The sequence below is a fragment of the Saccharothrix tamanrassetensis genome, from assembly GCF_014203665.1.
Taxonomy (GTDB): Bacteria; Actinomycetota; Actinomycetes; order Mycobacteriales; family Pseudonocardiaceae; genus Actinosynnema; species Actinosynnema tamanrassetense.
The window spans coordinates 43822-68766 of the sequence record NZ_JACHJN010000008.1 but is presented as its reverse complement, the minus strand read 5'-3'; the positions used below and the strand labels follow the sequence as shown (position 1 = coordinate 68766).

The window sequence follows — 24945 nt, the reverse complement described above, 5'->3', positions numbered from 1 at the left end:
GCGGGGCGCTACACGGCGGGGGCGGGCAGGTGGGTGTCTTCGACCGCGTCGGCCTGACGGGGCAGGCTCGTGGGTCTGCTGCCGAGTCGCGCCGCCACCGCCTGCTCGGTGAGGGCCCGGATCTCGGCCAGGATCGCCAGGTGCTCCTGGGACGGGGGCGGGCCGACCAGGTTCGAGTGGTTGAACGCGGTGCGTTCGGCGCGGTGCGCCAGGTTCTGGATGCGCCGGATCAGGTCCGATTCCTGGTCGATGGGCTTAGAGCGCCGTTGCTCAGTCACCCCGGAAGCGTTCACCTCACGCCGGGTGAACGTAAATCACCTGGGAGTGCGAACTTCGCTGGGTCATCCCAGCTACCCCCACTTGTCCGACGAAAACGCCCCTATCGTAGGACTAAAGCCGCCACCGCCGGGCGAGATGCCACGCCGCACAGGCATTGTTGTCCAACACTCGGGCCGCCTGCCTGCCGCATTGGTGGGTAGCGCCTTGCGGACTCACCGGTTGTCCGTGACCCGGAATGGTGACGATGCGGGTTTCCACCACTGGTGACCCAGCGCATCCGAGTACCACGTATGGGGGTAACCCACCAGCATGGTCACGCCCCTCGGTCGAGCCGCTGCACGATCGTGTTCACGTGGGCATGCAGCTTCCGGTGACAGGGGCGGTGCGGCCAGGAGTGCCAGACTGTGACCGGCGACACTGTTCATGGTCACCATCGCCGGGTTCGGGTCGGCCCGCAGGCCATGTCGCCAGGGCACAACCTGCGGGTATGGGGTGTGTTTAGTCAACAGTTAGCGACACGAACATCTACTTCGCCGATACCGGGTGAAGTGGACACTCGGTCGGAAGTAGTCTGCTTTGGCCCGATCGGGGGATGAACCAGACTGTGGGGGTTACCAAGTGTCACTGACGCCGATCTACGACGACCTGCTGCGCGAGTTCGAAGGCATCATCGAGGCCAGCGCGGACGTCGAGGCGGAAGCCGCCGACACCGCCGCCGCGCCCGTCGCCCCCGCCGAGGCCGGGGACTGACCCACGGCGCGGGTGGACTCGCCAGGGGGACGAGCCCACCCGCCGCTGGCGCTCCGACGCGGCGGTCAGACGCAGCCGTCGAACGCAGCCGTCGAACGCAGCCGTCAAACGCAGCCGTCAAACGCAGCCGTCAAACGCAGCCGTCGGACGCAGCGCTCCGACACAACGGTCGGACCGGAAGACTGTTCCACCGCCGAGGCAGTGCCCCGGCGGACGAAATCCCGCGAGCCGGCGGATGCGGCTCGCGGGATTTCGTGGCTTCAGAGAACTACTTCGGCTGTTCCAGCAAGTCGGTCGGCACCGCTTCGTCCTTCTCCAGCGCCCCGAACAGCCGCAGCGCGTTGGTGCGGTCCCACTGCACCACCGAGCCCGCGCCCGGCACGGTCGGCGTGCCGCCCACCGGCACGGTCACGTTGTCCACGCCACCGGCCATCCCGAACGCCATCCCGGCCAGGTTGTGCAGGTGGTCGTCGTCGTCCACGGACATCGAGTCGGTGGCGGCGAACAGCAGCGGGAACGCCCGGAACGGGTTGGCCAGGGTGCCCACGCTGGTCGCCTTGTCCGACAACGCGGACAGGAACTCCCGCTGGTTCTGCACGCGCTGCAGGTCGGCGGTGGCGAACGCCCGCGTGCGGACGAAGCCGAGCGCCTGCGCGCCGTTCAACTCCTGAGGGCAGCCCGGCTGGAGGTCCAGCCCGGCCAGCGGGTCGTTCATCGGCTCCTTGACGCAGATGTCGACGCCGCCCACCGCGTCCACGATGCCCGCGAACCCGCCGAAGCCGATCTCCATGTAGTGGTCGATCCGCAGCCCGGTCGCGCCTTCCACGGTCTGCACCAGCAACGACGGGCCGCCGAACGCGAACGCCGCGTTGATCTTGTTCTTGCCGTTGCCCGGGATGTCCACATAGGAGTCACGCGGCACGCTCACCAGCGTCGACTTCCCGGACCCGGCCGGGATGTGCAGGACCATGATGGTGTCGGTGCGCCGGCCGCCCGCGTCGCCTGTGGACAGTGCGGCCTTCTGCTCCTCGGTCAGGTCGTCGCGCGCGTCGGACCCGACCAGCAGCCAGTTGGTGCCGGGCGTGTCCGCGGGGCGGCCCTGGTAGTCCGGCAGCGCGTCGATGCGGCGCAGCGACGAGTCGACGTACACCCACAGGCCGATGGTGAACGCCAGCAGCAGGACGAGGACCACCAGGATGATGCGCCCGATCCTCGGTTTGCGGCGCTTGGGCACCGGCCGGTAGCCGGCCTTCTGCTGGTACCCGTGGTGGTAGCCGGCGCTCATGTCAAGCGACCCCGATCCCGTGTGTCGGCGAACTGCTCGCACCTATAGACGCGGTGTGCGTCGGAAGGTTGCCAGCCTAGTGCTCGGGCGGCAGCACCAGCGTCCGCAGGAGGTGCTCCAGGGACGCCACCGGGTCGTCGGTCAGCCCGGTGTGCGCGGGGGACGTCTGGATGGTGGTGCTGCGTGGCGCGGTCAGCCAGCGGAAGCGCTGACCGGGCGACGTCCTGGACACCGGGCCCGCGTGCGGGGCACCGTCGCAGGACACCCCGAGGTGCTCCAGGTTCGCCTTGAGCAGTTCGACGTCCACGAACGGGTCCAGGGCGCGCAGGCGCTGTTCGTCGACGTGCACCCGCGCGCCGAGGAAGTCCAGCGGGGCGCAGTAGACGAGCACGCCGACGTTGACGAACTCCCCCCGCTCCTGCCTGGGCACGGCGCGCAGCAGCGCGTACTCAAACACGTGCGGCACGGGCGGCCTCCAGTGCGTCCACCCAGGCGCGCGGCTGGGCGAGGCGGGTCGCGAAGAACTGCTCATAGGCTGCGCGGACCCTATCGGGCGTGCCGAAGGCCTCGTCCTGCGCGAGCCACCCGTCCGGCACCAGGGCCAGCACCTCGCGGACCAGTTCCGGGGTGACCAGCTCGGACAGCTCGGCGTCCACCTCGGCCAGCGGCCCGGCGAACGGCATCATCAGGTGGTCGGCGGCGTCGAACCGGTAGCTCGCGGCCGGGAACCGCTCCGGGTTCCACGAGTGGTGGAAGTACAGCGAGGCGCCGTGGTCGATCAGCCACAGCTCGCGGTGCCACAGCAGGGTGTTCGGGTTGCGCCAGCTGCGGTCGACGTTCAGCGTCAGCGCGTCCAGCCACAGCAGGCGGGTGGCGGTGGCCGCGGACGGTTCGCGCACCACCGGGTTGTAGTCGAACGAGCCGGGCAGGTAGTCCAGGCCCAGGTTGATGCCCCCGCTGCCGCGCAGCAGCTCCTGCACCTCCTGGTCGGGCTCGGCGACGGCCATCTTCGGGTCCAGCTCGACCAGCACGATCTCGGGCACCCGGAAGCCCAGCCGGCGGGCCAGTTCGCCGACCACGACCTCCGCGATCAGCGCCTTCACGCCCTGCCCCGCGCCGCGGAACTTGAGCACGTACATGCCGAGGTCGTCGGCTTCGACCAGGCCCGGCAGGGAACCGCCCTCGCGGAAGGGGGTGACGTAGCGGGTGGCCGCGACCGTGCGCAGCCCGTTCGTGGCGTTCACGCCGGGCATCATGGCCGGTCGTGGCCGGTCACCGCCAACGGGTTACCCGGCGACGGCGTGCCCGGCGGGGAGCAGGCTCCGGCCGGTTGCGCCGATGACGCCGCCGGCGGCCCGTCCGGGCGCGGTGGCGTGCCGGGGAATCAGCCGCCGGACCGGGTCTGCCGAGGCCGTGACGGCTCGGTGATCACGGGCGGACGGCCAAGCGGCGCCTACTCGGCGGCCTCCGTCAGCGCAGGCAGGTAGCCGCGCCGCTGGCCTTCGGCGTTGGGGTGGTAGGAGTCGTCCACCGGCAGCGTCAGGTCGTTGATCCAGGGCTCGGGGGAACACACCCCGTGCCCCTTGAACTCGTCGCGCACGTCGGCGAACACGAAGCCCGCCCCCTTGGCCTTGTCCGCCAGCACCCCGTCGAGCACGTCGGCGGCCCGGTTGAGCGCCGCGCGCTTGGTGGTGCTCAGGGTGCACCGCGCGCGTGGCGCGAACAGGTGCGGGTAGCCGAGCACCACGACCCGTGCGGAGGTCCGCTTGTCCACCTTCCGGTAGAGCTTTTCCAGCCTCAAGGGCAGCGTGCCGCGGATGAACTCCTCGGCCTCCGCGACCCGGCGTTCGCAGGTCTCGTCGTCGCCGAGCACGCAGGTGGTGATCACGTCGCCGAACCCGGCGTCGTTGCCGCCCACCGTGATGGTGACCAGTGACGTCTTCTCCTTGACCTGATCGGCCTGCGCCATCACGTCCGGGACGGTGGCCCCGCCGCACGCCGCGAACACCAGCGACATGCCGCGCGCCGAGGCGTACAGCTCGGGATAGGCGTTGGAACTTCGTCCGCAGTCGTCACGTGCGCCGACGCCCGCCGCGTAGGAGTCGCCGAGAGCGACGTACTCCGGTGCGGCGGGCGCCGGCACGAGGGCCACCATCATCACTGCTGCCACGAGGTTCATGCACTTGGCGTACCACTGTGGACGGTGATCCGCGTGAAAGTTGACCCTAGAGGGCGACACACACCGGGATCGGGGCCGGGAACGTGCTCGTCAGCTTGAGCCTCCCGGAGTCCTGGTCCACCGCGAACGTGGTCACCGTGTTCGAGTTCTGGTTGGCCGCGAACAAGAGCTTCCCGGTCGGGTCGAGCGTGATGTGCCGGGGGAACTCCCCGCCCACCGGAGTCGCCTCCAGCAGCCGCAGCGACGCCCCGTCCTCCTCCACCGCGAACACCGCCACGCTGTCGTGCCCGCGGTTGGACAGGTAGACGAACCGCCCGTCCGCCGACACCACGACCTCGGCCGGGTAGTTGCGCGGCTTGGTGGGCGCGCCGGCGGGCAGCGTGGGGAGCTTGCGGCCGGGCGTGAGCACGCCTGACGCGTAGGACGCCACCACGATCGTGGAGTCCAGTTCGTTCGCGATGTAGGCGAACCGCCCGGACGGGTGGAACGCCAGGTGCCGCGGTCCCGCGCCGGGGTGCAGCCGGGCCGCGGCGACCCGGGTCAGCTTGCCCGCGGCGCTGAGCCGGTAGCTGAACACCGCGTCCGCGCCCAGGTCGACGGCCAGCACGAACTCACCGGTCGGGTCGGCCAGCACCTGGTGCGCGTGCGGCCGGTCCTGCCGGTCCGGGTCGGGCCCGGAACCCTTGTGCTGCACCAGGTCCGTGCGCGGACCCAGACCGCCGTCGGGTCGCACCGGGTGCACCGACACGCTGCCGGAGCTGTAGTTCGCGGCCAGCACGTGCCCGCGGTGCAGCACCAGGTGGCACGGGTCGGCGCCCCCGGTGCTCTGCGCGTTGACCACCTTCGGCACGCCGTCCGCGCCCACGGCGAGCGCGGTCACCGTGCCCTTCGACTGCTCGTTGACCGCGTAGACCCGACGGCCCGCGCTGATCACGAACGACGGGTTCGGCACGCCCGCGACCACACCGGTCGACCGCAGTCGGCCGGTGGCCCCGTCGTAGGAGGCCAGCCCCAGGCCGGGGCCGCCGCCCGCCCAGGTGGTGTAGGTGCCCAGATAGACGCGGACCTCCGCGCGTGCCTCGGCGACACCTTCGGTCATCAGCAACCCCGCTCCAACGCCCACGGCCCCCAGGAACCGTCGCCTGTCCACTGCCACGCCAGACCTCCGCTCCACGTGCCCGCGGCGAGTCCCACAGTGGACTAGACCACTGCGGGAGGGCAATACGTGCAACGAAGATTGCGTCTAGCGCAACGGGTCGGCCTCCCGGAGACGAGCCAATTCGACCAGGGGATCGTACGAGGGCTCGGGGTAGACCGGGGCCACCTCCTGCAGCGTTTCCAGCAGCACCCGGGCAACGGCCCAGTTCCGGTACCACTTGCGGTCCGACGGGATGGCGAACCACGGGGCGACCGGGGTCGCGCACTTCACCAGAGCGTCCTGGTAGGCGGACCGGTACTGCGAGAACTTCGCCCGCACCTCGATGTCGTGCGGGTTGTACTTCCAGCGCTTGGCGGGGTCCTCCAGGCGCGCGACCAGCCGCTCCTTCTGCCTCTCCGGCGAGATGTGCAGGAAGCACTTCACCACCGTGACACCGCTGCCCACCAGCTCGGACTCGAACTCGTTGATCAGCTCGTAGCGGCGGCGCCACTCGGCCGCCGGCACCAACCCGTCCACCCGGGCGATCAGCACCTCCTCGTAGTGTGAACGGTCGAACACGCCGATCATGCCCGGCGCGGGCACCTGGCGTCGGATCCGCCACAGGAAGTCGTGCCGCCGCTCGGCGGCGGTCGGCTTCTTGAACGAGGCGATGTGCAGGCCCTGCGGGTTGACCAGGCCCGCCACGTGCCGGATGGTGCCGCCCTTGCCGGAGGTGTCCATGCCCTGCAGCACCAGCAGGACGCTGCGCCGCCCGCCGCCCGTGCCTTCCGCGTACAGGGCTTCCTGGAGGTCGTCGAGCTGCGCGCCGACCTCCACCATGTCCGCGGCGGCCTCCGCCTTGGACTTCGGGCCGACCGGCGCGGCGGCCGGGTCGAGCCCGGCCAGGTCGAAGCTCTCGGGCAGCACCCGAAAGGCGTCCCGAACCGACTGGACCTGCGCGGACTTCTTCGCCATCGTTGGACTCTACCGGGGTGATCACCGGCGTGCCGGGTGCGCAACGGATCTCCGCACAGACCGCCAACTGCGCAACGAATACACCCAATGCGCAACACTCCACGGATGAAATCGCTGGCACAAGCCCCTTAGCCTGGTGACATGACCGCCATCGCCGCTCCCACCGCCCGGCAGTTCATCGAGCTCGACGACCAGTGGAGCACGCACAACTACCACCCGCTGCCGGTCGTGATCTCCCACGGCGAGGGTGCGTGGGTGACCGACGTTGAGGGGCGCCGCTACCTGGACCTGCTGTCCGGGTACTCGTCCCTCAACTTCGGGCACCGCCACCCCGACCTGGTGGCCGCCGCGGTGGAGCAGCTCGGCCGCGTCACGCTGACCAGCCGCGCGTTCCACCACGACCAGTTCGGCCTGTTCTGCCGCGAACTGGCCGGGCTCACCGGCACCGAGATGGTGCTGGTGATGAACTCCGGCGCGGAGGCCGTCGAATCCGCGATCAAGGTCGCCCGCAAGTGGGCCTACCGGGTGAAGGGGGTGCCCGAGGGCACCGCCGAGATCATCGTGGCCGGCGCCAACTTCCACGGCCGCACCACCACGATCGTCTCGTTCTCCACCGACGACACCGCCCGCGCCGACTTCGGCCCGTTCACCCCCGGCTTCCGCGTGGTGGAGTACGGCGACCCGGACGCGGTCCGCGACGCGATCACCGACCGCACCGCCGCCGTGCTGATCGAGCCCGTCCAGGGCGAGGCGGGCGTCGTGGTGCCCCCGGCCGGGTACCTGGCGGGCATCCGCGCCCTGTGCGACGAGCACGACGTGCTGCTCGTCGCCGACGAGATCCAGTCCGGCCTGGGCCGCACCGGCGACCTGCTGGCGCTGGACCACGAGGGCGTGCGCGCCGACCTGTACACCCTGGGCAAGGCCCTGGGCGGCGGGATCGTGCCGGTGTCGGCGGTGGTCGGCAGCCGGGCGGTGCTCGGCGTGCTCCGGCCCGGCGAGCACGGTTCGACGTTCGGGGGCAACCCGCTGGCCTGCGCGGTCGGCCGGGCCGTGGTCCGGCTGCTGGCGACCGGCGAGTACCAGCGGCGCTCGCGCGAACTCGGCGTGCGACTGCACTCCCGGCTGGGCGAGCTGGTCGGCCGGGGCGTGGCCGAGGTGCGCGGTCGCGGCCTGTGGGCGGGCGTGGAGATCGCGCCCGGCGGGCCGCGCGGCCGGGAAGCGTCCGAAGCGCTGGCCCGGCTCGGCGTGCTGTGCAAGGAAACCCGGGACACCACCCTGCGGGTCGCGCCGCCGCTGGTGATCACCGAGGCGGAACTCGACCGGGGCGTCGACGCCATCGCCCGGGTGCTGACCCGCTGACCCCTGGCGGGGCGACGCTCCGCGACCGGTCGGCGACGGTGGGCGCGGAGCGTGCCCGAAATGCACGGTGAGCCCGATTGTGCAGGTCACAGGGTTGTTGCGCGGCGGTATCCGGGGCGCTGCCGGTGCATCATTCCCGGTATGGGTGAACACAGGCGGGCCGAGGCCGCGGTCGCGTTGGGGCGGTGGACGGAGCCGGCGGAGGTCTTCGCCGAGGGCCGTCGTCTTCAGGGCGCGGTCGGGCACGACGCGCACCGGAGGATGGTGCTCGCGCCCGACCGGCCCTCGGTCGTCGAGTTCGTCGAGGCGTCCAACGAGGGCCGGTTGGCCGACCTGGTGCCGTTGCGCATCGGGCGGATGCTGGCCTCGCCGTTCGCGTTCTTCCGGGGCAGTGCCGGGTTGATGGCGGGCGACCTCGCCGCGGGGCCGCGCAGCGGGCTGGACGCCCAGCTGTGCGGGGACGCGCACGCGGCCAACTTCGGGCTCTACGGCACCCCCGAGGGCCGGATCGTGATGGACGTCAACGACTTCGACGAGACGCTGCCCGGTCCGTGGGAGTGGGACCTCAAGCGGCTGGCCACGTCGCTGGTGCTCGCGGGCCGGGAGGGCGGGGTGTCGGAGAAGGGCTGCCGGGACGCCGCGTCCGACGCCGTGCGGGCCTACCGGGGCGCGGCGCGGCACCTGGCCGAGTTGCCGTTCCTGGAGTCGTGGACCGCGCTGGGCGACGAGTCCGTGCTGTCCGAGTCGAAGGCCGACGACCTGTTGGACGACTTCACCAAGGCGGCGTCCAAGGCGCGCAAGAACACCAGCGCGAAGGTCGCGGCCAAGTGGACCCGCCGGGAGGGCGAGCACTGGCGGTTCATCGCCGATCCTCCCGTGCTGACCCGGATCCCGGACGCCGAGGCGCAGTCCGTGGTCGACGCGCTGCCGTCCTACGTGGACACGCTGCGGGAGTCCCGGTACGACCTGATCATGCGCTACGGCGTGTCCGATGTGGCGTTCCGGGTGGTCGGCACCGGCAGCGTCGGCCTGCGCAACTACCTGGTCCTGTTGCACGGCAACGGGGACGAGGCGTTGATCCTCCAGGTCAAGGAGGCCCGGCGGTCGGCGCTCGCGCCGTTCCTGGACGTTCCCGACGCCAAGCACGAGGGCAAGCGGATCGTGCACGGCGCGCGTCTGGTGCAGGCGGAGACCGACATCCTGCTCGGGTGGACGACCATCGGCGACCGGCACTTCATCGTGCGCCAGTTCCGCAACCGCAAGGGCGGGATCGATGCGACGACGCTCAAGCGCGACGACCTGGACGACTACGGCCGGTTCGCGGGCGCGCTGCTGGCGCGGGCGCACTCGCGCTCGGTCGACCCCAGGCTGCTGGCCGGGTACTGCGAGGACGGCGAGGACCTGGACGAGGCGTTCACCCGGTACGCGGTGGACTACGCCGACCGGACCGCCGCCGACCACGAAACCCTGGCCAAGGCGGTCAAGTCCGGACGACTGCCCGCGCTCGTCGAATAGCGTCCTCCCGACCCGGGGGCAGGCGGCCGGTGGCCGCCCGGCCGCCGGGTCAGCGTGTCCGCTTCACCCGCTGCTCGTCCCACACCGGCTCGTCCACCTCCACGACCTCGCCGTCCGAGCGGAACAGCAGGAAGCGGTCGAAGGTGCGGGCGAACCAGCGGTCGTGGGTCACCGCCACCACGGTGCCGGTGAAGCCCGCCAGCGCGTCCTGCAACGCCTCGGCCGAGTTCAGGTCGAGGTTGTCGGTCGGCTCGTCGAGCAGCAGCAGCGTCGCGCCGGACAGTTCCAGCAGCAGCACCTGGAACCGGGCCTGCTGGCCACCGGACAGGGTCTCGAACCGCTGGTCGCCGCTGCGGGCCAGGCCGTACCGGTCCAGCACCGCCATCGCCGCGCCCCGGTCCTTGCCGGTACGGCCGTCGTCGCCGTGCCACAGGACGTCCACCAGCGTCCGCCCGATCCACTCCGGGTGCTGGTGGGTCTGCGCGAACAGGCCCGGCACGACCCGCGCGCCCAGCCGCCACGAACCGGTGTGCGCGACCTCGCCGCCGCCGAGCAGGCGCAGGAAGTGGCTCTTGCCCGAACCGTTCGAGCCGAGCACGGCGACCCGGTCCTCGAAGAAGATCTCGGTGTCGAACGGCTTCATCAGACCGGTCAGCTCCAGGCCGGCGCAGGTGATGGCGCGCACGCCGGTCCGGCCGCCGCGCAGCCGGGGCGAGACCCTCTCGTCGGCGGGCAGCTCCGGTGGCGGGCCGGCCGCCTCGTACCTCTCCAGCCTGGCCCGCTGCACGCGGTACTTGGCGGCCATCACCTCGGAGATCCTGGCCTGCACCTGGAGGGTCCGGACCAGCTCCTTGAGCCGTTCGTGCTCCTCGTCCCAGCGGCGGTGCAGCTCGGCGAGCCGTTCGACGCGCGCCGCCCGCGCCGCGTGCCAGGTGCCGAACGAGCCGCTGTGCGTCCACGCCGAGTGTGCCTCCACGGTGACCACGTGCGTCGCGGCCACGTTGAGCAGCTCGCGGTCGTGGCTGACCAGCAGCACGGCCTTGGCGGTCTCGGCGAGCCGTTCCTCCAGCCAGCGCTTGCCCGGCACGTCCAGGTAGTTGTCCGGCTCGTCCAGCAGCAGCACCTGCTCCGGTCCGCGCAGCAGCGCCTCCAGCACCAGCCGCTTCTGCTCGCCGCCGGACAGCGTGCGCACCTCGCGGAACCGGGCCCGGTCGAACGGCACGCCGAGCGCCGCCACGGTCACCGTGTCCCACAGCACCTCGGCGTCGTAGCCGCCAGCCTCACCCCAGTCGGTCAACGCGTCGGCGTACCGGAACTGGGTCGGCTCGTCGTCGGTCTCCATCAGCGCCAGCTCGACCGCGTCCAGCTCCAGCGCGGCGTCCCGCAGCGCCTTCGGGGACGCGGCGAGCAGCAGGTCGCGGACCGTGCTGCCGTCCCGCACCGAGCCCACGAACTGCGGCATCACGCCCAGTCCGCCCTGCACCCGCACGCTGCCCGCGGCCGGGGTCAGCTCGCCCGACAGGATGCGGAGCAGGGTCGTCTTGCCCACGCCGTTGGCGCCGACCAGGGCCACCACCGTGCCCGAGCCGACTTTGAACGACACGTCGCGGAACAGCTCGCGACCGTCCGGCAGGCGGAAGGCGAGGCCGTTCGCGTCAAGGAATCCCACACCGCGCATCGTCGCGCGAACACACACCGTGAAGCCAACGGGATTCGCGTATCAGCGGGTGCCTCACATCACTCCTAAGGGCACGGACACCATTCTGGGGGAGGGTCGATGGCGACGATCGAGTCGGCGCGGTTGGTCGCGGCGCAGCTGGGGGTGCTCACCACGGTGGGCGCGCTGCCGTTCCCCGCAGACGGTGTCCGGCTGGCCGATGAGCCGGTACCGGTGCTCGACACGGCCGGCGAGGTGGTGCTGTGGCGGTACGCCGCCGGGTCCGGGTACGTGGACGTCGCCGCCCGGCCGGGCCTGGGCGCGCCGCTGGTGGCGGTGGTGCCCGAGGGGTCGGCCGACGCGCCGTCCAGGGTGCTCGCGCGGACCGAGGTGTCCGAGGCGACGCGCATCGCGAACGAGGAGCGCTACCGGCAGCGGATCCAGGACCTGACCCACCTGGCGCAGGTGCTGAAGGTGACCGGGCCGGTGGTGCGGCGGTTCGACCGGGGGCTGGTCGAGGAGGTGCTCAGACCCAGGGTCGACACGCGTGAGCTGGCGCTGTGCGGCCGGCCGTTCCGGCAGGAGACCGACGCGTGGGCGGTCGCGGCGTGTGCGCAGGTCGTGCTGGACTACTACCGGTACCGGTACGACCAGGAACGGCTGGCGGAGGAACTGGGGCTGGGCACCGAGGACCACCCGGTCGCGCACGGCGAGCAGGACGTGGCGCTGGCGCTGGCACTGGAGACGTTGACCGGCAAGGCGTTGACCGCGGAGACGACGACCGCGCCGACGTTCGCCGAGTACCGGTCGGAGGTGCGGGAGCTGCGGCCGTCGATCGGTTTCGTGCCGGGACACGCGCGGGTGGTCACCGGGTACACGCGGATGAGTTCGTTGCGGCTGATCGGGGCCAGCTTCGCCGGGCTGCTCGTGCAGGACCCGTGGGAGGGCGGCGCGCGCTGGGAGAACTACGACGCGATGACGTGCGTGGGGACGTGCACCGCGCGGGTCAGCCTGGTCGCCTAGCGTCGGACGTGCACGACGCGGTCAACCAAGTCGCCCCGGGGCGGTACGTGTGCGGCATGGGGCAGCCCCGGTCGCCCGGCGACCGACCGGCGTCACCGCAGCGTGAACCCGCGCAGCAGCACCGTCGTCGCGGCGCAGCCGAACGACGCCAGCGCCGGCCCGACCGAGCCCAGTACCAGCAGCAGCAGCCCGAGCGCGGCGAAGGTGAGGGCCAGCGCGTGGGACCGCGCGGGATGGTGGCGAGGGCGACCGGCGACCAGCGCGTTGGCCAGTGCAGGCTCCTCCACGGCGAGTCTGTGCTCTATCTCGTTCAGCGTCCGGCGCTCCGCATCGCTCATCACGGAGCTTGGATACCCGGCGCCCACCCCGCAAAACCAGCGCCCGAAACCGTCCTGAGCTGCCTCGGAAGGGCTATCGGCGGGCCCGCCGGACTACCTCGAAAGGGCTACCAGACGGGACACCGCGCGCAGGTACTTCTTGCGGTAGCCACCGCGCAGCATCTCCTCGGTGAACAGCTCCGACAGCGCCGCGCCGGACACCGCCACCGGGATGTCGCGGTCGTAGAGCCGGTCCCCCAGCGCCACCAGCCGCAGCGCCACCGCCTGGTCCGGCGCGGGCACGACCCCCCGCAGGTGCACCGCCGTGACGCCGTCCACCAGCCGCCCGTACCGCGACGGGTGCAGCTGCGCCAGCCGCGCGCACAGGTCGGTGAAGTCGTCCAGGGTCGCGCCCGGCGTGCTGTCCGCCTTCGCGGTCAGCTCCTCGTCAGACATGGGGTCCGGCGCGTCCGGCAGGCCGCGGTGCCGGTAGTCCGGGCCGTCCACCCGCACCACGCCGAACTTCGCCGACATGGACTGGATCTCGCGCAGGAAGTCCGCCGCCGCGAACCGGCCCTCCCCCAGCTTGTCCGGCAGCGTGTTCGAGGTCGCGGCGACCGCCACGCCCGCCGCCGTGAGCTCCTTGATCAGCCGGGTCACCAGCATGGTGTCGCCGGGGTCGTCCAGTTCGAACTCGTCGATGGCCAGCAGCCTGTGGTCGGAGAGCCGCCGCACGGTCTCGGTGAAGCCCAGCGCGCCCACCAGGTTCGTCAGCTCCACGAACGTGCCGTAGGACTTCGGCCCCGGCACGGCGTGCCAGATCGAGGCCAGCAGGTGCGTCTTGCCGACGCCGAACCCGCCGTCCAGGTAGAGGCCCGGCTTGTCCTCCTCGGCCTTCCTGAACAGCGAGCCGAACCAGCCCTTGCGGTCCGCGGCCACCCGTTCGGCGAACGACCGGCACGCCTCCACGGCGGCGGCCTGGCTCGGCTCGTCCGGGTTCGGCAGGTAGGTGGCGAACCGGACGGCGTCGAAGCGCGGCGGCGGGACCATCGCCCCGACCAGTTCGTCCGCGTCGACGCGCGGGTCGCGGTCGGACAGGCGCGGGGCTGACATGCCCGAAGCCTAACGGCGTGCTGGGATGGAGACGTGCAGATGTTGTGGCCGCCACCCTCCCCGGACGCCGGGACGACCGGTATCACCGACGCCGAGCTGGAACGGCTCTACGACTACCCCTCGGGACTGGACCGACCCTGGGTGCAGGTGAACTTCGTGGCCAGCGCGGACGGCGCGGTGACCGTCGCCGGGAAGTCCCGCGGACTGGGCAACCCGGCGGACAAGAAGGTGTTCGCGCTGGGTCGTGACCTGGCCGACGTGGTGCTGGTCGGCGCGCGGACCGCGCTGATCGAGGGCTACCAGGGGGTCAAGGCGGGCGAGGTGCGGCGGGAACGCCGGACGCGGCTCGGCCTGTCCGAGGTGCCGCCGATCGCCGTGGTGACCGCGCGGTGCTCCGTCGAGCCCACGTCGCCCCTGCTGGCCGGTGCGGCCGTGCCGCCGATCATCCTCACCACGTCGTCGGCCCCCGTCGAACGCCGGGACGCGCTGGCCGCTGCGGGCGCCGACGTCGTCGTGGCAGGTGACGAGGCCGTGGACATGCGGACGGCGTTGCGGGCCCTGGACGCGCGTGGGCTGCGGCGCGTCGACTGCGAAGGCGGGCCGACGCTGTTCGGAGCGCTCATCGCCGACGACCTGGTGGACGTGCTGTGCGTGACGTTCGCGCCGATGCTCACCGGCGGTGACGCCGGGCGCATCGCGTCCGGACCGCTGCCCGACGCGCCGCGCGACCTGGAGCTGGCGTCGATCCTGCGGTACGAGAGCGCGTTGCTGTTGAGGTACGTCCGGGCCGGCACGTGACGTCGGACCGACCTCTCCTGGAGGCGGCCGTGCGCGGGAACGCCGCGGCGTTCGACCAACTGGTCCGCAGGCACACCGTGCGGATGTACCGGGTGGCGCTGCGCATCGTCGGCGACCCGGTCGAAGCCGAGGACGTGGTGCAGGACGCGTGGATCTCGGCGTGGCGCGCACTGCCCCGGTTCCGCGGCGAGGCCGCACCGTCCACGTGGTTGTACCGGGTGGTCACCAACGCCGCGCTGGCGCACCTGCGGCGGAAGAAGCCCACCGTGCCGCTGGAGTCCGCACCCGAACCGCGCACGTCGGACGGGCCGGAGGCGTCGCTGCTGCGCAACGAGACGACGGACGTCGTGCTGCGCGCCATCGCCGAGCTGGAACCGACCCAGCGGGTGCCGCTGGTGTTGCGGGAGCTGGAGGGACTGAGCTACGAGGAGGTGGCCGAGGTGTTGGGCATCGCGGTGCCGGCCTTGCGTTCGCGGCTGCACCGGGCGAGGGTTGCCCTCATGGCGAAGCTGGGGGAGCAGCGATGAGCCCGCTCCCTTGCGGACGCTCGATCGACGAGTTGGTGGCGTACCTGGCGGACCGGGACGACCCGGAGCTCACCGCGCACGTGGCCGGGTGCGCGCAGTGCGCGGCGGAGCTGGCCGAGTTGGAGGACCGCTGGTCGTCCGTGCGGCTGGTCGCGGTGACCCCCGTGCCGACGCCGCCGGGCCTGGTGTCGCGGGTGCTGGCGGCGGTGCACGGCGTGCGCCCCCGGCTGGGCTCGGCTCCGGCCGGGTTCGACCAGGACGGTGGGCGGGTGAGCGTGGCAGAGCGTGCCGTGCTCGCGGTGTGCCGGCGGTTGGCGGTGGAGTTGGCGACCGGGTTGGGCCTGCACGTGCGGGGTACCGCGGTGGAGGACGGTGAGCTGCAGGTGCTGGTCGCGGCCCGTTATCCGGCGCCGGCGATCTCGGTGGCCGACGAGCTGCGCTCGCAGCTGTCCCGGGAACTGGTCGAGCACCTCGGCGACGCCGCTCCGGTCGTTCACGTGCACTTGATCGACATCGGCTGAGCCGACCGGGCACGGCGCTCGAGCACGCATCCCGCCGGTCGTGCCATCCGACCGAGGCCAGAAAAGTGACCCCGGTCACAGTTCCGTGATGATCCGGACACCGTCCGCATCCGAACCAGTGCAGAACGATTCGACGTTCGGCACCTGCATTGGACATTCGGGATTCGGGACTCGGCCTCGGAAGGACCACCCATGGCGCAGACCACATCCACCAAACCGGACACCGCGAACGTGCCCGCCCGCCTGGCGGACGACACGGCCCAGGGCAAGACCACCATCGCGTCGTCCGTGGTGCAGAAGGTCGCCGGCATCGCGGCCCGTGAGATCTCCGGCGTGCACGCGTTGGGCGGCGGGGTGTCGCGGGCGTTCGGCGCCCTCCGCGAGCGGATCCCCGGCGCGGGCACGTCGACGACGAGCGGCGTGAGCGTCGAGGTCGGCGAGAAGCAGGCGGCCATCGACCTGGACATCGTGGTCGAGTACGGGGCGGGCATCGTCGACCTGGCGCGTGCGGTGCGCCGCAACGTGATCACGGCCGTCGAACGCATCACCGGCCTCGAGGTCATCGAGGTCAACATCGCGGTGAACGACATCCACCTCCCCGAAGACGACGAGGACCAGGAACCGGCTCAGTCCCGAGTCGAGTGATGGACCAGTCGGAACTGCTGGAGGCGGCGCTGCTGGCCCACCCGTCGGTGGCCCGCCTCGACGGCCGGTTCGCGTCCTACCTGCCCGGCCGCCGGGTGGACGGCGTGCGCACCGACGACCGTCGCGTAGGCGTAGCGGTAGTCCTCCACCCCGGCCGCCCGATCCCCGAGGTGGTCGACGAACTGCGGGCGACCGTCATCGCCGTGACAGGCAACCGGCCGGTCGACGTGGTCGTCGCAGACCTGGAGGACCCGTGACCCGAGCCCTCGCCCTCCTCCAGCCCACCCGACTTCCGGGCCGCCTCGCACCCGCCACTTTCGACTCACCGAGCGGCGTCCGCGCTGGCGGGCCGGTACTGGGCGGCGGTCGGGTGGGCGTGGTGCGGGGCGGTCGGGTTGTGTGGGTGGCGGGTGCGGGACGGGCTGTGGTGGGGCTGGGTGCGGGCGTGCTGCGGGAGGCCGTGGGGCTGTCCTGGGGTGGCGGGGGGTGGCCTTGGGGCTTGCGCATTTGCTTCGCCGGGAGTGCCGCGCTCCTTGTTTCCGGCAACGAAATCCGCGCGCACATCGTGCCCAAGATCCGGTGCATTCGCCCGATCGAGCGATCAAGGCTGAGAACCGACCAGGCCAGTCATTGTCCGACCTTCAGGAGCAGGCCGTGAACAGACCAGGCAAAGCGGGCCCGGACGGTACCAGGCGGGCGGCAGGTCGGGCAGGGGTTCGGGCAAATCCTCAAGCCGAGACCCAGAAAGAGCTACAAGCGGAGATTCAGGCGGCGGAGCTTCTAGCAGAGGGTCGGGCCAACCTTCAAGCGGAGGTTCGGGCATTCGTCCGGGCTCATCATCCCGACGTCGGCGGCGATGCGGAGTTCTTCGTGCGCGGTTTGGCCGAGTTGCGGGCCGCACAGCGGGCAAAGGCGGGCGGCGCGGCTCGCGCGAGGGACAGGTGGGATGCGCCGATCGTCGTGGTGCAGCGTGGGTCGTGGCAGCGGAAGGTGTGGCAGCGGCTGTTCAAGCGCCGGGTCCGGCGGAACCTGATCTAGTCCGGCGGGAACCCGGCCCAAGGGGTCTTATCCGAGAATTCTTAGGAGTGCTGGATATGAACGGAACTCAGACCGGGTTGTTGGCGGGCCTCGTCCTCGGCTTGGCCGCGACCAGTGGCTTCACCGCGTTTCTGGTCACCCTCGCGGTCGGTGTCATCGGGTTGGTGGTGGGGCGGGTGTTGGACGGGGAGCTCGAACTCGGCGACCTCATCGGGCGGGGGCGGGACAAATGAGCAGTGCCGTTGCCGAACGGGAGCAGGCGAGTGTTCCCGGTGAAAGCGGCGACCGCACCTCCGACGACCGGAACGACAACGGCGACCGGGGCGGGTTGGACATTCACCAGTCCGTCATCCGGAAGGTCGCCACCAGGGTCGTCGAGCAGGTGGCGGGCACGCTTCCCGGCGCTTCGGTCAAGGTCCGGGGCGAGGGGCAGTACGTCGAGATCGCGGTGAAGGTCGGGCTCGACTACCCCAACCCGGTACGGGCGACCGCGGCCGAAGTGCGGCGCACGGTCACCGACGAGGTCGAGCGGATCACCGGCTACCGGGTGGCGGACGTCGCGGTGACCGTGTCCGCGCTGCGCCCCGAGCCCCGACCACGAGTGGAGTGACGCCGTGCGCGTGTTGTTGCGTCTGCTGTCCCCGTTCCTCGGCCTGGCCGTGGCGGGCGCCGGTGCCCTGCTGATCGCCGAGATCGCCTGGCACTGGGCCGGCCGAGGCCACCTGCTCCCCCGCACGCTGACCGACCTGGCCTGGACCGACGACCGGGTCCGCGTCGCCGCCCTGATCTCCGCGATCGCCGGTCTGCTGCTGCTGATCCTCGCGATGACCGCGCGCCGGAGGTTCCTGCGCCTCCACGACCCGGCGGACGGCGTCGTGGTCACCACCTCCTCGACCGCACTCGCCCGCGTGGTCGGTCACCGGGTGCGCAAGGAGGAAGGTGTCACGGGTGCCTCGGTCACCGCGTCGAAGCGCAAGGTGCACGTCCGGGCCACCAGCAGGCTGCACGACGAGGCCACCCTGCGCCCCCACCTGCTCCAGGTGGTCGGCGAGACGGTGAAGGGCCTGCCGATCGCACGTCGCCCGAAGGTGTCCGTCGTGGTCCACTCGCCGAAGGACCGACCGAAGCACCGACCGGAGGTCCGCCGATGATCGCCCGCTCGAACCGCACCGAACGAGTCTGCGCCGCCATCCTCGGCACGGTCGCCCTGCTCGTCGGCGCCGGCGCGCTGGCGCTCCACCTCCGCCGCGTCGACCGCCCTGTGCTCGAACCGCGAGTGCTGGACTGGGCGCGGGACAACCTGCTGCTCAGCCGCATCGGCGCGATCGTCCTCGGCTTGCTCCTCATCGTGGTGGGCCTGCGCTGGGCGTGGCGGGCCGTCACCCCGGAGAAGCACCCGGACCTGGCCTTGGAGGACGGGGTCGTGGTCACGTCCGGTGCGATCGCGGACGCGGTGAAAGCCGACGTCGAGCAGGTGGACGGGGTGTCGTCGGCCAGCGTGAAGGTGATCGGTGAACCCGCCCTCCGGATGAAGCTGACCCTGCGGCAGGGCGCGGACGTGCGGGCGGTGTGGCAGGAGCTGGACGGGGTGCTCGGCCGGGCGCGCAACGCGCTCGGGGTGACCGTGCTGCCGACGGCGGTGCGGCTGGACTTGGCGGCGCGGGCCCGGCAACGCGTGCGCTGAGCGCTTTCACCAGGCAGGATGACCGCGTGGCGCTTCCGCTGACCCCGCCCGTGCAGCCCATGCTGGCCAACGCGGTGGACGAGATACCGACCGGCTCGGACTGGGTGTTCGAGCCGAAGTGGGACGGCTACCGCTGCCTGGTGTTCCGCGACGGCGACGAGTTGTTCCTCCAGTCCCGCAGCGGCAAGCCGCTCAACCGGTACTTCCCGGAGGCGGTGGCCGCGCTGCTGCGCACCCTGCCGGAGCGGGTGGTGGTGGACGGCGAGCTGGTCGTGGCGAAGAACGACAAGCTGGACTTCGACGCGCTGTCCGAACGCATCCACCCCGCCGCGAGCCGCGTGCAGCTGCTGGCCGAGCAGACGCCCGCGAGCTTCGTGGCGTTCGACCTGCTGGCGGTCGGGGACGAGGTGCTGCTGGACGAGCCGTGCACGAAGCGCCGGGAGCGGTTGGAAGGCCTGGTCACCCCCGGCGACTCGCTCTACCTGACCCCGGCGACGACGGACGGCGCGCTGGCGTTGCAGTGGTTCGAGCTGTTCGAGGGCGCGGGCCTGGACGGGGTGATCGGCAAGCCCGCGTCCGCCGGGTACGCGCCGGGCAAGCGCACCATGATCAAGGTCAAGCACGCGCGGACCGCCGAGTGCGTGGTCGCGGGGCTGCGCTGGCACAAGGACACCGAGCCGGGCACGGCGGTCGGGTCGCTGCTGCTGGGCTTGCACGACGACAACGGGGTGCTGCACCACGTAGGTGTCGTCGGGTCGTTCAAGGCGGCCGAACGGCGGGCACTGGCGGAGGAGCTGAGCGGCCTCATCACCGGGGACGACCACCCGTGGCTGGTGGAGCCGGACGGCCGCCGGTTGCCCGGTGAGATCAACAGGTGGCGGGGCAAGCAGGCCGAGTGGGTGCCGCTGCGCCCGGAACGCGTGCTGGAGATCGCCTACACGCAGACCGAGGGCGGTGCGCCGGTCCGGCTGCGCCACAACGGACAGTTCCGCCGCTGGCGGCCGGACCGCGACCCGGGGTCGTGCCGCTACGACCAACTCGACCAGCCCGCCCGCTACGACGTGGAGTCGGTGCTGCGCGGCGAGGTCCGCCCGGCCTGACACCGTCCCGGGCACGGTGGAACCGCCTCGCCGTAGTGGTCCCACCGCGTAGTGTGACCGGCTGTGGGGGATGTCAACGCACTCGTCCAGGAGCTCGACGAACGGATGCTCCGCGACTGCAAGCGGCTGACGATGTGGCGTCAGCTGCACCGCAGCACCGGCGTGCTGTACACCATCGTGCTCATCCTGGTGCCCGCCGTGCTCGCGGTGGGGTTCACGTCGTCGGAGACCGTGCTGGGCAAGGCGCTGCTGCTGATCGCGGCGGTGGTCGGTGGCCTGAACGTGACGTTCAAGCCCTACCTGCACAGCCAGAAGCGGCGCGCGGACGTCAACGTCATGCGGCGGTTGCGGGACCAGTTCCAGGGCGAGGTCGCCAGGGGCGGGGACGTGATCGCGGTCTACGAGAGGTACTCGGCGCAGTACGCGTCGATCTTCGAGGCGCGCGGGCGGGAGCTGGTGGACGGGCACCTCGGCAACGAGGAGAACAAGCCCGAACAACCGAAACCCGCGCAGCCCTGACCCGGACGACCTCGAACGCCGCGGCCTTGAACAGCGCGGCTCTCGAACGGCGCGGCCCTCGAACGTGCGGCCCCGCAACGTGCGTCGCCGAGCCGGAGCGGACTCCGCGCCGGGGCTAGACCTCCGGTCGCGCGCTGCGGGTCGCGCCCACCGAAGCCAGCACGACACAGCACACCGCGACCCACTGCGCGGGGCGCAACGCCTCGTGCAGCACGACCAGTCCGGCCAACGCCGCGACCGCCGGCTCCAGGCTCATCAGGATGCCGAACACCCTGGGCGGGATGCGGCGCAGCGCCTCCAACTCCACCGAGTACGGGATCACCGACGACAGCAGCGCCACCGCCGCGCCGGCGATCAGCACCACCGGGTCCAACAGCGCCGAGCCGGCGTCGGCGATGCCGAACGGCAGGGCGAGGGCGGCGCCGAACACCATCGCCATGGCCAGGCCCTTGCCGTCCGACGTGCGGCTGCCCAACGCGGCGGCCAGCAGGATGTAGCCGGCCCAGCACGCGGCGGCGGCCAGCGCGAACAGCACACCGGTCAGGTTCAGCCCGCCGTCGACCCCGGTCAGCAGCACCACCCCGGCCGCCGCGAGCAGCGCCCACAGCCCGTCCAGCCACCGCCGCGACCCGAGCACCGCCACCGCCAGCGGCCCGAGGAACTCGATGGTCACCGCCGCGCCCAGCGGGATGCGCTCGATGGCCTGGTAGAAGGTCAGGTTCATGGCGCCGAGCACCAGCCCGTACGCGGAGACGACCAGCAGCGTGCGCCGGTCCATCCGGAACGACGGCCGCCACACGATCAGCAGCACCACGGCCGCGAGCACCAGCCGCAGCGTCACCGTGCCGGCGGCACCCGCCATCGTGAACAGCTGCTTCGCCACGGCCGCGCCGACCTGGACGCTGACCACGCCGAGCAGCACCAGCGCCGGCGGCGGGATCGCCCCGAACGCCCTTGCCAACCCGGACACCGGCCCGGATGGGGGGAAACGCCGTTCGGGGACGCCCTCGACGTGCACTGTGACCACGCCGCTCATCTTCCACCAGCCCGCTCACCGAAGTCTCACCTGCGCTGTGTGAGGCTTTGCACGAGCTGTCGGGAGAGAGTGAGGGACCACCGTGCCGCGTCGGCGTCACGCCGCCTTGTTGCTGGTGGCACTGAGCGCGCTGACCGCGTGCAGCGCGGGCCCGTCGACCCGTCCGGTGATCGCCGTGAACGGCGGTGGCGGGCAGACGCAGGACGCGGCTCCGACCGGTCCCCGCGAGATCCCGCCGCTGGAGAACTACAAGTCGAACCTGACCTGGACGCCGTGCACGGAGCAGACCAAGCTGCGGATGGGCTCGTCCGCCCCGGCGGGCGAGCAGAAGTACGAGTGCGTGCGCCTCACCGTGAAGCTGGACGCCCCGAGCCGGCCGGGACGCGGCAGCCTCGGCATGTCCCTGCTCCGGGTGGGCACCGGCGGCAGCGCCCTGGTCGTCGTGGGCGACCCGGACGGCGAGCCGGGCACCCTCAAGGCGGCCAGGCTCGCCGCGTCGCTGCCCCCGGCGGTGCTGAGCACGTTCACGCTGATCGGCGTGGACCGGCGCGGCACCGGCAGGTCCGACGGCGTGCAGTGCGTGCCGGAGCCGGCCCGGGTCGGCATCGTCGAGTCGGACCCGGACTCCAAGTCCCAGGACCGGCTGCTGGAGCACGTCGGCCGGGCCAGCCAGGAGTGCGTGCTCGACCTGGAGAACCGCCTCACCGCGGTCGACTCCTGGCGGGCCGCCGCCGACCTGGAGCAGCTCCGCGAAGCCCTGGGCACCTCCCACCTCAACGCGATCGGCGTCGGCGACGGTTCGAAGGTGCTCACCCTCTACGCGAGCCGCTACCCGGACCGCATCGGCCGGATGGTGTTCGACGGCGCGCCGGACCCGACCATGGACGTGGCGGGCGTGGCCGAGTCGCGGGCGGTGGCTGCGGAGGCGACGTTCGCCGCGTTCGGGAAGGACTGCGTGATCCGCTCCTGCCCGCTGGGCGCGGACGCGACGAAGCGCTTCACCGCGCTGCTCACCGCGCTGCGCGACAAGCCCCTGCCCGGCGACGACCTGGACCTGACCCCCGGCACCGCCGTCACGGCGGTGCTGACCGCGCTGGCCGACCGCTCGCGCTGGCCCGCGCTGGCCGACGCCATCGTCGCGGCGGAGTCCGGCAACGCCGCTCCGCTGACCGACTTCGTGCGCCCGCAGGTCGTCGACCGCGACGACAACCCGCCGCTGCTGGATTCGGGCATGATCACCGGCTGCAACGACACGGCGACCCGCATCCCCCCGGAACGGGTGGCCGGGTTGACCGGTGACTGGCGCACCAAGCATCCCCTGTTCGGGGCCTGGCACGCCCGCCGGCTCCTGCTCTGCGGGCCGTTCCCGGTGCCGCAGACGGCGAAGCCGCCGAAGCTCACCAGCGCACCCCCGGTGCTGGTGATCACCACGGCCACCGATCCGGTGACGCCGCAGGGCGGCAGCGAGCGGGCGGCGCAAGCCCTTCCCGCCGGCATCGTGCTGGGCTGGCAGGGCGGCGGCCACGGCGCGCTGGGCCAGTCCGCGTGCGCGTCACAGGCCGCGCAGGAATTCCTGGTCGACGCGAAGTCCCCGACCAGCGGCACGGTCTGCCCGCCCTGATCCGGGAACGGGACCGGAGATTGTGCCGAGCCGCGGAAGCGTATTCTTCGGCGATAAATTGAAACAGTCCGGCCGCACATTATCGGCGTTTGATGTTTTTCGTCCCGACGTGACCGAGAATTCCTCGGGAATCGGGGACGGAGGACGGCCCCCGGAGCGGGGGCTCCGGGGGCCGTCGACGATCTTCTCGCGGAGTCAACAGCTGGAGCAGCACCCGCAGCCAGGGCCGGTGCAGCCGCCGCAGCAGCCGCAGCCACTGGCCTGAGGCTGTTCCACTGTCGTGATCTCTACCGTCATCATGGCCTCCCGTGATTGCACGGACATCCAGCATTGGCAAGGTAGGACGGCCCTTACGGTGCGCCCTACCGCCGGCCAGGGGAAGTCCCGTCACCCGATCGCGGAGCATTTATCATCAGATTGTCGCACTGCGTACCCGCATTTCAGCCGGTCAGCTCATCCAATGCGCGTTGGGCCGCGTCCAACTCCGCCCGGAGTTGTTCGACCCGGGCCAGGTGCCGTTCCCGAGCAGCGCTCAAAACCGTCTCCACCGCCTCGTCCACTTCCGGCAGGAGCAGCTTCGCGGCCTGCGCCACCGCCGAGGCCGCGATCGGCGCGGACCTCAGCACCCGTTTCGTCCCGCTCTGGAGGTCGACCGTCCACTCCCCCTCCGCGGTGGACGTCAACGTCACGGTGACCTCCGCGGCACCGGCCTTCTTCCGGGCGGCCGGGCGGGAGGTCGGGGCGGCGGCGGGCTTGGCCGCGGCGGGCTTGGGGTCGGTGCGTGCGGGCTTGGCGGGCACGGGCTTCGGCTCCGGGGTGTAGATGTGCTCGATCGGGGTGGGCGCAGCCGCCGGCCCGGGCTCGGGGTCCTTCGCCCGCGGGGGCGGTGTGCGCTTGCGCGGCGCGGGCTTCTCCAGCGTCAACTCCGCCGGCGAGAAGGACAGCTCGTCCTTCTCGCCCGTGGGCCGCACCTGGATGAAGTCGCCCTCCGCCGGCTCGGTGAACGCCAGCACCTTCGCCGAGCGCCCCGCCTCCACGCCCACCGCGGCGGAGGTGAACCAGACCGCGGGCGCCCGGCCCGCGTCGAGTTCCGCGCGCAGGTGGTCGAGGTCCTCCGGGGACAAGGAGTTCTGCTTCGCCTTCGCCATGAGGGGCACCTCCGCTGCGATCATGATCCGTCGCGTGCAGCTTGCCCTACCGCACCGACAATTCCGCGAGCCGCCGGTCGTGCACGCGAGCGAGCACCAACTGTGCGACCAACGCGCCCGCGAGCGCAAGCAGCATGTCCCACTGGGTGTCCCACACATCCCCTTGCGTGCCAAGGAAGTCCTCCGCGGACTCGCCGCCGGTCAGCGCGCCCAGCCACTCCAGCAGCTCGTAGCAGGCGCTGACCGCCAGGCACACGGCCGAAACCAGGGTGAACGTCCACCCGCCCGGCCGCAGCGGCGTGCGGCGCAACAGGATCTCCCGCACCACCACCGCCGGCACGAACCCCTGCACGAAGTGCGCGAACCGGTCGTAGTGGTTCCGGTCGGTCCACGGCAGGTCGCCCAACGGCACCTCGGCGTAGGTGTAGTGCGCGCCCAGCGCCAGCACCAGCGCGTGCCCGAAGATCAGCCAGTACACCAGCCCGGTCAGCGGGAACCGGCGGTAGGTCAGCACCAGCACCGGCAACGCGACGAGGATCGGAGCGACCTCCAGCAGCCACGTCAAGTAGCTCTTGGGCCGGATGGCCGACACCGCCACCGCCACGACGACCACCACGGCGAGGGCAACGGGGAGACGCGCGCTGCGATCCATCCCGCGATCCTGCACCCTCCACACCCCCCGACGCACCACAGCCCCGCTCACCGGGACCGCAGACGC

General features: G+C 71.8%; 30 protein-coding genes and 1 pseudogene. 17 read left to right on the top strand and 14 right to left on the bottom strand.

Features of this window, described 5'->3' with window-relative positions; translation table 11 throughout:
- Nucleotides 1-8 precede the first annotated feature (8 nt).
- Nucleotides 9-278: a hypothetical protein gene (locus FHS29_RS24530; protein ID WP_184694310.1), complete on the bottom strand. Its 270-nt coding sequence runs from the start codon at nt 276-278 to the stop codon at nt 9-11.
- Nucleotides 279-897: 619 nt separating this feature from the next.
- Between FHS29_RS24530 and FHS29_RS37800 the strand changes: the two genes are divergently transcribed.
- Nucleotides 898-1029, top strand: a complete 132-nt coding sequence (locus FHS29_RS37800) for a hypothetical protein (protein ID WP_281391715.1) — start codon at nt 898-900, stop codon at nt 1027-1029.
- A 268-nt stretch (nt 1030-1297) separates the two neighbouring features.
- On the opposite strand, the gene FHS29_RS24525 is transcribed toward FHS29_RS37800, so the two are convergent.
- The 6 genes from FHS29_RS24525 to FHS29_RS24500 form a co-directional block, all read right to left on the bottom strand.
- The gene (locus tag FHS29_RS24525) at nt 1298-2314 is read right to left on the bottom strand and encodes an LCP family protein (RefSeq protein ID WP_184694307.1); all 1017 of its coding nucleotides are present in this window, start codon (nt 2312-2314) and stop codon (nt 1298-1300) included.
- 76 nt (nt 2315-2390) lie between these two features.
- Nucleotides 2391-2780: a DUF3037 domain-containing protein gene (locus tag FHS29_RS24520; protein WP_184694305.1), complete on the bottom strand. Its 390-nt coding sequence runs from the start codon at nt 2778-2780 to the stop codon at nt 2391-2393.
- The gene (locus FHS29_RS24515; protein WP_184694821.1) at nt 2764-3567 is read right to left on the bottom strand and encodes a HipA family kinase; all 804 of its coding nucleotides are present in this window, start codon (nt 3565-3567) and stop codon (nt 2764-2766) included. The genes FHS29_RS24520 and FHS29_RS24515 overlap by 17 nt, the downstream gene beginning before the upstream one ends.
- A gap of 200 nt (nt 3568-3767) precedes the next feature.
- Nucleotides 3768-4493, bottom strand: coding sequence for an SGNH/GDSL hydrolase family protein (locus FHS29_RS24510; RefSeq protein WP_184694303.1), 726 nt, complete (start codon nt 4491-4493; stop codon nt 3768-3770).
- 46 nt (nt 4494-4539) lie between these two features.
- Nucleotides 4540-5592 carry a lactonase family protein gene (locus FHS29_RS24505; RefSeq protein ID WP_221456572.1) on the bottom strand — a complete coding sequence of 351 codons (1053 nt, stop codon included), beginning with the start codon at nt 5590-5592 and terminating at the stop codon, nt 4540-4542.
- Between the two features lie 144 nt (nt 5593-5736).
- Entirely contained in the window at nt 5737-6606 is an 870-nt protein-coding gene (locus FHS29_RS24500; RefSeq protein WP_184694301.1) for a PPK2 family polyphosphate kinase, read from the bottom strand.
- Between the two features lie 141 nt (nt 6607-6747).
- On the opposite strand from FHS29_RS24500, the gene rocD reads away from it, so the two are divergent.
- Entirely contained in the window at nt 6748-7965 is a 1218-nt protein-coding gene (gene rocD, locus FHS29_RS24495) for an ornithine--oxo-acid transaminase (protein ID WP_184694299.1), read from the top strand.
- A gap of 141 nt (nt 7966-8106) precedes the next feature.
- Nucleotides 8107-9480, top strand: a complete 1374-nt coding sequence (locus tag FHS29_RS24490; protein WP_184694297.1) for a DUF2252 domain-containing protein — start codon at nt 8107-8109, stop codon at nt 9478-9480.
- A gap of 49 nt (nt 9481-9529) precedes the next feature.
- On the opposite strand, the gene FHS29_RS38525 is transcribed toward FHS29_RS24490, so the two are convergent.
- Nucleotides 9530-10123: an ATP-binding cassette domain-containing protein gene (locus FHS29_RS38525; RefSeq protein ID WP_376774471.1), complete on the bottom strand. Its 594-nt coding sequence runs from the start codon at nt 10121-10123 to the stop codon at nt 9530-9532.
- 516 nt (nt 10124-10639) lie between these two features.
- Nucleotides 10640-11041, bottom strand: a pseudogene (locus FHS29_RS38520) (ATP-binding cassette domain-containing protein); the annotation flags it as partial.
- Nucleotides 11042-11257: 216 nt separating this feature from the next.
- Between FHS29_RS38520 and FHS29_RS24480 the strand changes: the two are divergent.
- A complete protein-coding gene (locus FHS29_RS24480) occupies nt 11258-12160 on the top strand; it encodes a hypothetical protein (RefSeq protein ID WP_184694293.1) in 903 nt (300 codons plus the stop codon).
- Nucleotides 12161-12252: 92 nt separating this feature from the next.
- On the opposite strand, the gene FHS29_RS24475 is transcribed toward FHS29_RS24480, so the two are convergent.
- Together FHS29_RS24475 and zapE are read right to left on the bottom strand one after the other, a co-directional pair.
- Nucleotides 12253-12498, bottom strand: a complete 246-nt coding sequence (locus FHS29_RS24475; protein ID WP_184694291.1) for a DUF3040 domain-containing protein — start codon at nt 12496-12498, stop codon at nt 12253-12255.
- 93 nt (nt 12499-12591) lie between these two features.
- On the bottom strand, nt 12592-13590 hold the full coding sequence (zapE, locus tag FHS29_RS24470) for a cell division protein ZapE (protein WP_184694289.1): 999 nt from the start codon (nt 13588-13590) through the stop codon (nt 12592-12594).
- A 39-nt stretch (nt 13591-13629) separates the two neighbouring features.
- On the opposite strand from zapE, the gene FHS29_RS24465 reads away from it, so the two are divergent.
- From FHS29_RS24465 to FHS29_RS24410, 12 genes are all read left to right on the top strand, one after another.
- Nucleotides 13630-14388, top strand: coding sequence for a pyrimidine reductase family protein (locus FHS29_RS24465; RefSeq protein WP_184694817.1), 759 nt, complete (start codon nt 13630-13632; stop codon nt 14386-14388).
- Nucleotides 14385-14915, top strand: coding sequence for an RNA polymerase sigma factor (locus FHS29_RS24460; protein WP_184694287.1), 531 nt, complete (start codon nt 14385-14387; stop codon nt 14913-14915). Before FHS29_RS24465 ends, FHS29_RS24460 begins: the two co-directional genes overlap by 4 nt.
- Nucleotides 14912-15436 carry an anti-sigma factor family protein gene (locus FHS29_RS24455; protein ID WP_184694285.1) on the top strand — a complete coding sequence of 175 codons (525 nt, stop codon included), beginning with the start codon at nt 14912-14914 and terminating at the stop codon, nt 15434-15436. The genes FHS29_RS24460 and FHS29_RS24455 overlap by 4 nt, the downstream gene beginning before the upstream one ends.
- A gap of 192 nt (nt 15437-15628) precedes the next feature.
- A complete protein-coding gene (locus tag FHS29_RS24450; protein ID WP_184694282.1) occupies nt 15629-16081 on the top strand; it encodes an Asp23/Gls24 family envelope stress response protein in 453 nt (150 codons plus the stop codon).
- A complete protein-coding gene (locus tag FHS29_RS24445) occupies nt 16081-16338 on the top strand; it encodes a hypothetical protein (protein WP_184694280.1) in 258 nt (85 codons plus the stop codon). The genes FHS29_RS24450 and FHS29_RS24445 overlap by 1 nt, the downstream gene beginning before the upstream one ends.
- 613 nt (nt 16339-16951) lie before the next feature.
- Nucleotides 16952-17119: a hypothetical protein gene (locus FHS29_RS24440; protein WP_246440784.1), complete on the top strand. Its 168-nt coding sequence runs from the start codon at nt 16952-16954 to the stop codon at nt 17117-17119.
- A gap of 56 nt (nt 17120-17175) precedes the next feature.
- Nucleotides 17176-17352: a hypothetical protein gene (locus FHS29_RS24435; protein WP_184694278.1), complete on the top strand. Its 177-nt coding sequence runs from the start codon at nt 17176-17178 to the stop codon at nt 17350-17352.
- Nucleotides 17349-17729 (top strand): Asp23/Gls24 family envelope stress response protein, encoded by a 381-nt coding sequence (locus tag FHS29_RS24430; RefSeq protein WP_184694276.1) that lies wholly within the window; start codon nt 17349-17351, stop codon nt 17727-17729. Before FHS29_RS24435 ends, FHS29_RS24430 begins: the two co-directional genes overlap by 4 nt.
- Nucleotides 17730-17733: 4 nt before the next feature.
- Entirely contained in the window at nt 17734-18270 is a 537-nt protein-coding gene (locus FHS29_RS24425) for a DUF6286 domain-containing protein (RefSeq protein WP_184694274.1), read from the top strand.
- Nucleotides 18267-18803, top strand: a complete 537-nt coding sequence (locus FHS29_RS24420; RefSeq protein ID WP_184694272.1) for an alkaline shock response membrane anchor protein AmaP — start codon at nt 18267-18269, stop codon at nt 18801-18803. Before FHS29_RS24425 ends, FHS29_RS24420 begins: the two co-directional genes overlap by 4 nt.
- A 26-nt stretch (nt 18804-18829) precedes the next feature.
- Nucleotides 18830-19903, top strand: coding sequence for an ATP-dependent DNA ligase (locus tag FHS29_RS24415; RefSeq protein ID WP_184694270.1), 1074 nt, complete (start codon nt 18830-18832; stop codon nt 19901-19903).
- Nucleotides 19904-19966: 63 nt separating this feature from the next.
- Entirely contained in the window at nt 19967-20422 is a 456-nt protein-coding gene (locus tag FHS29_RS24410) for a hypothetical protein (protein WP_184694268.1), read from the top strand.
- A 115-nt stretch (nt 20423-20537) separates the two neighbouring features.
- Here FHS29_RS24410 and FHS29_RS24405 read toward each other — a convergent pair whose 3' ends face one another.
- Nucleotides 20538-21458 carry an EamA family transporter gene (locus tag FHS29_RS24405; RefSeq protein ID WP_184694266.1) on the bottom strand — a complete coding sequence of 307 codons (921 nt, stop codon included), beginning with the start codon at nt 21456-21458 and terminating at the stop codon, nt 20538-20540.
- Between the two features lie 82 nt (nt 21459-21540).
- On the opposite strand from FHS29_RS24405, the gene FHS29_RS24400 reads away from it, so the two are divergent.
- On the top strand, nt 21541-23079 hold the full coding sequence (locus FHS29_RS24400; RefSeq protein WP_184694264.1) for an alpha/beta fold hydrolase: 1539 nt from the start codon (nt 21541-21543) through the stop codon (nt 23077-23079).
- A 440-nt stretch (nt 23080-23519) separates the two neighbouring features.
- Here FHS29_RS24400 and FHS29_RS24395 read toward each other — a convergent pair whose 3' ends face one another.
- Together FHS29_RS24395 and FHS29_RS24390 are read right to left on the bottom strand one after the other, a co-directional pair.
- The gene (locus FHS29_RS24395) at nt 23520-24227 is read right to left on the bottom strand and encodes a DUF6319 family protein (protein WP_184694262.1); all 708 of its coding nucleotides are present in this window, start codon (nt 24225-24227) and stop codon (nt 23520-23522) included.
- Between the two features lie 46 nt (nt 24228-24273).
- The gene (locus FHS29_RS24390; RefSeq protein ID WP_184694260.1) at nt 24274-24879 is read right to left on the bottom strand and encodes a DUF2238 domain-containing protein; all 606 of its coding nucleotides are present in this window, start codon (nt 24877-24879) and stop codon (nt 24274-24276) included.
- Between the last annotated feature and the right edge of the window lie 66 nt (nt 24880-24945).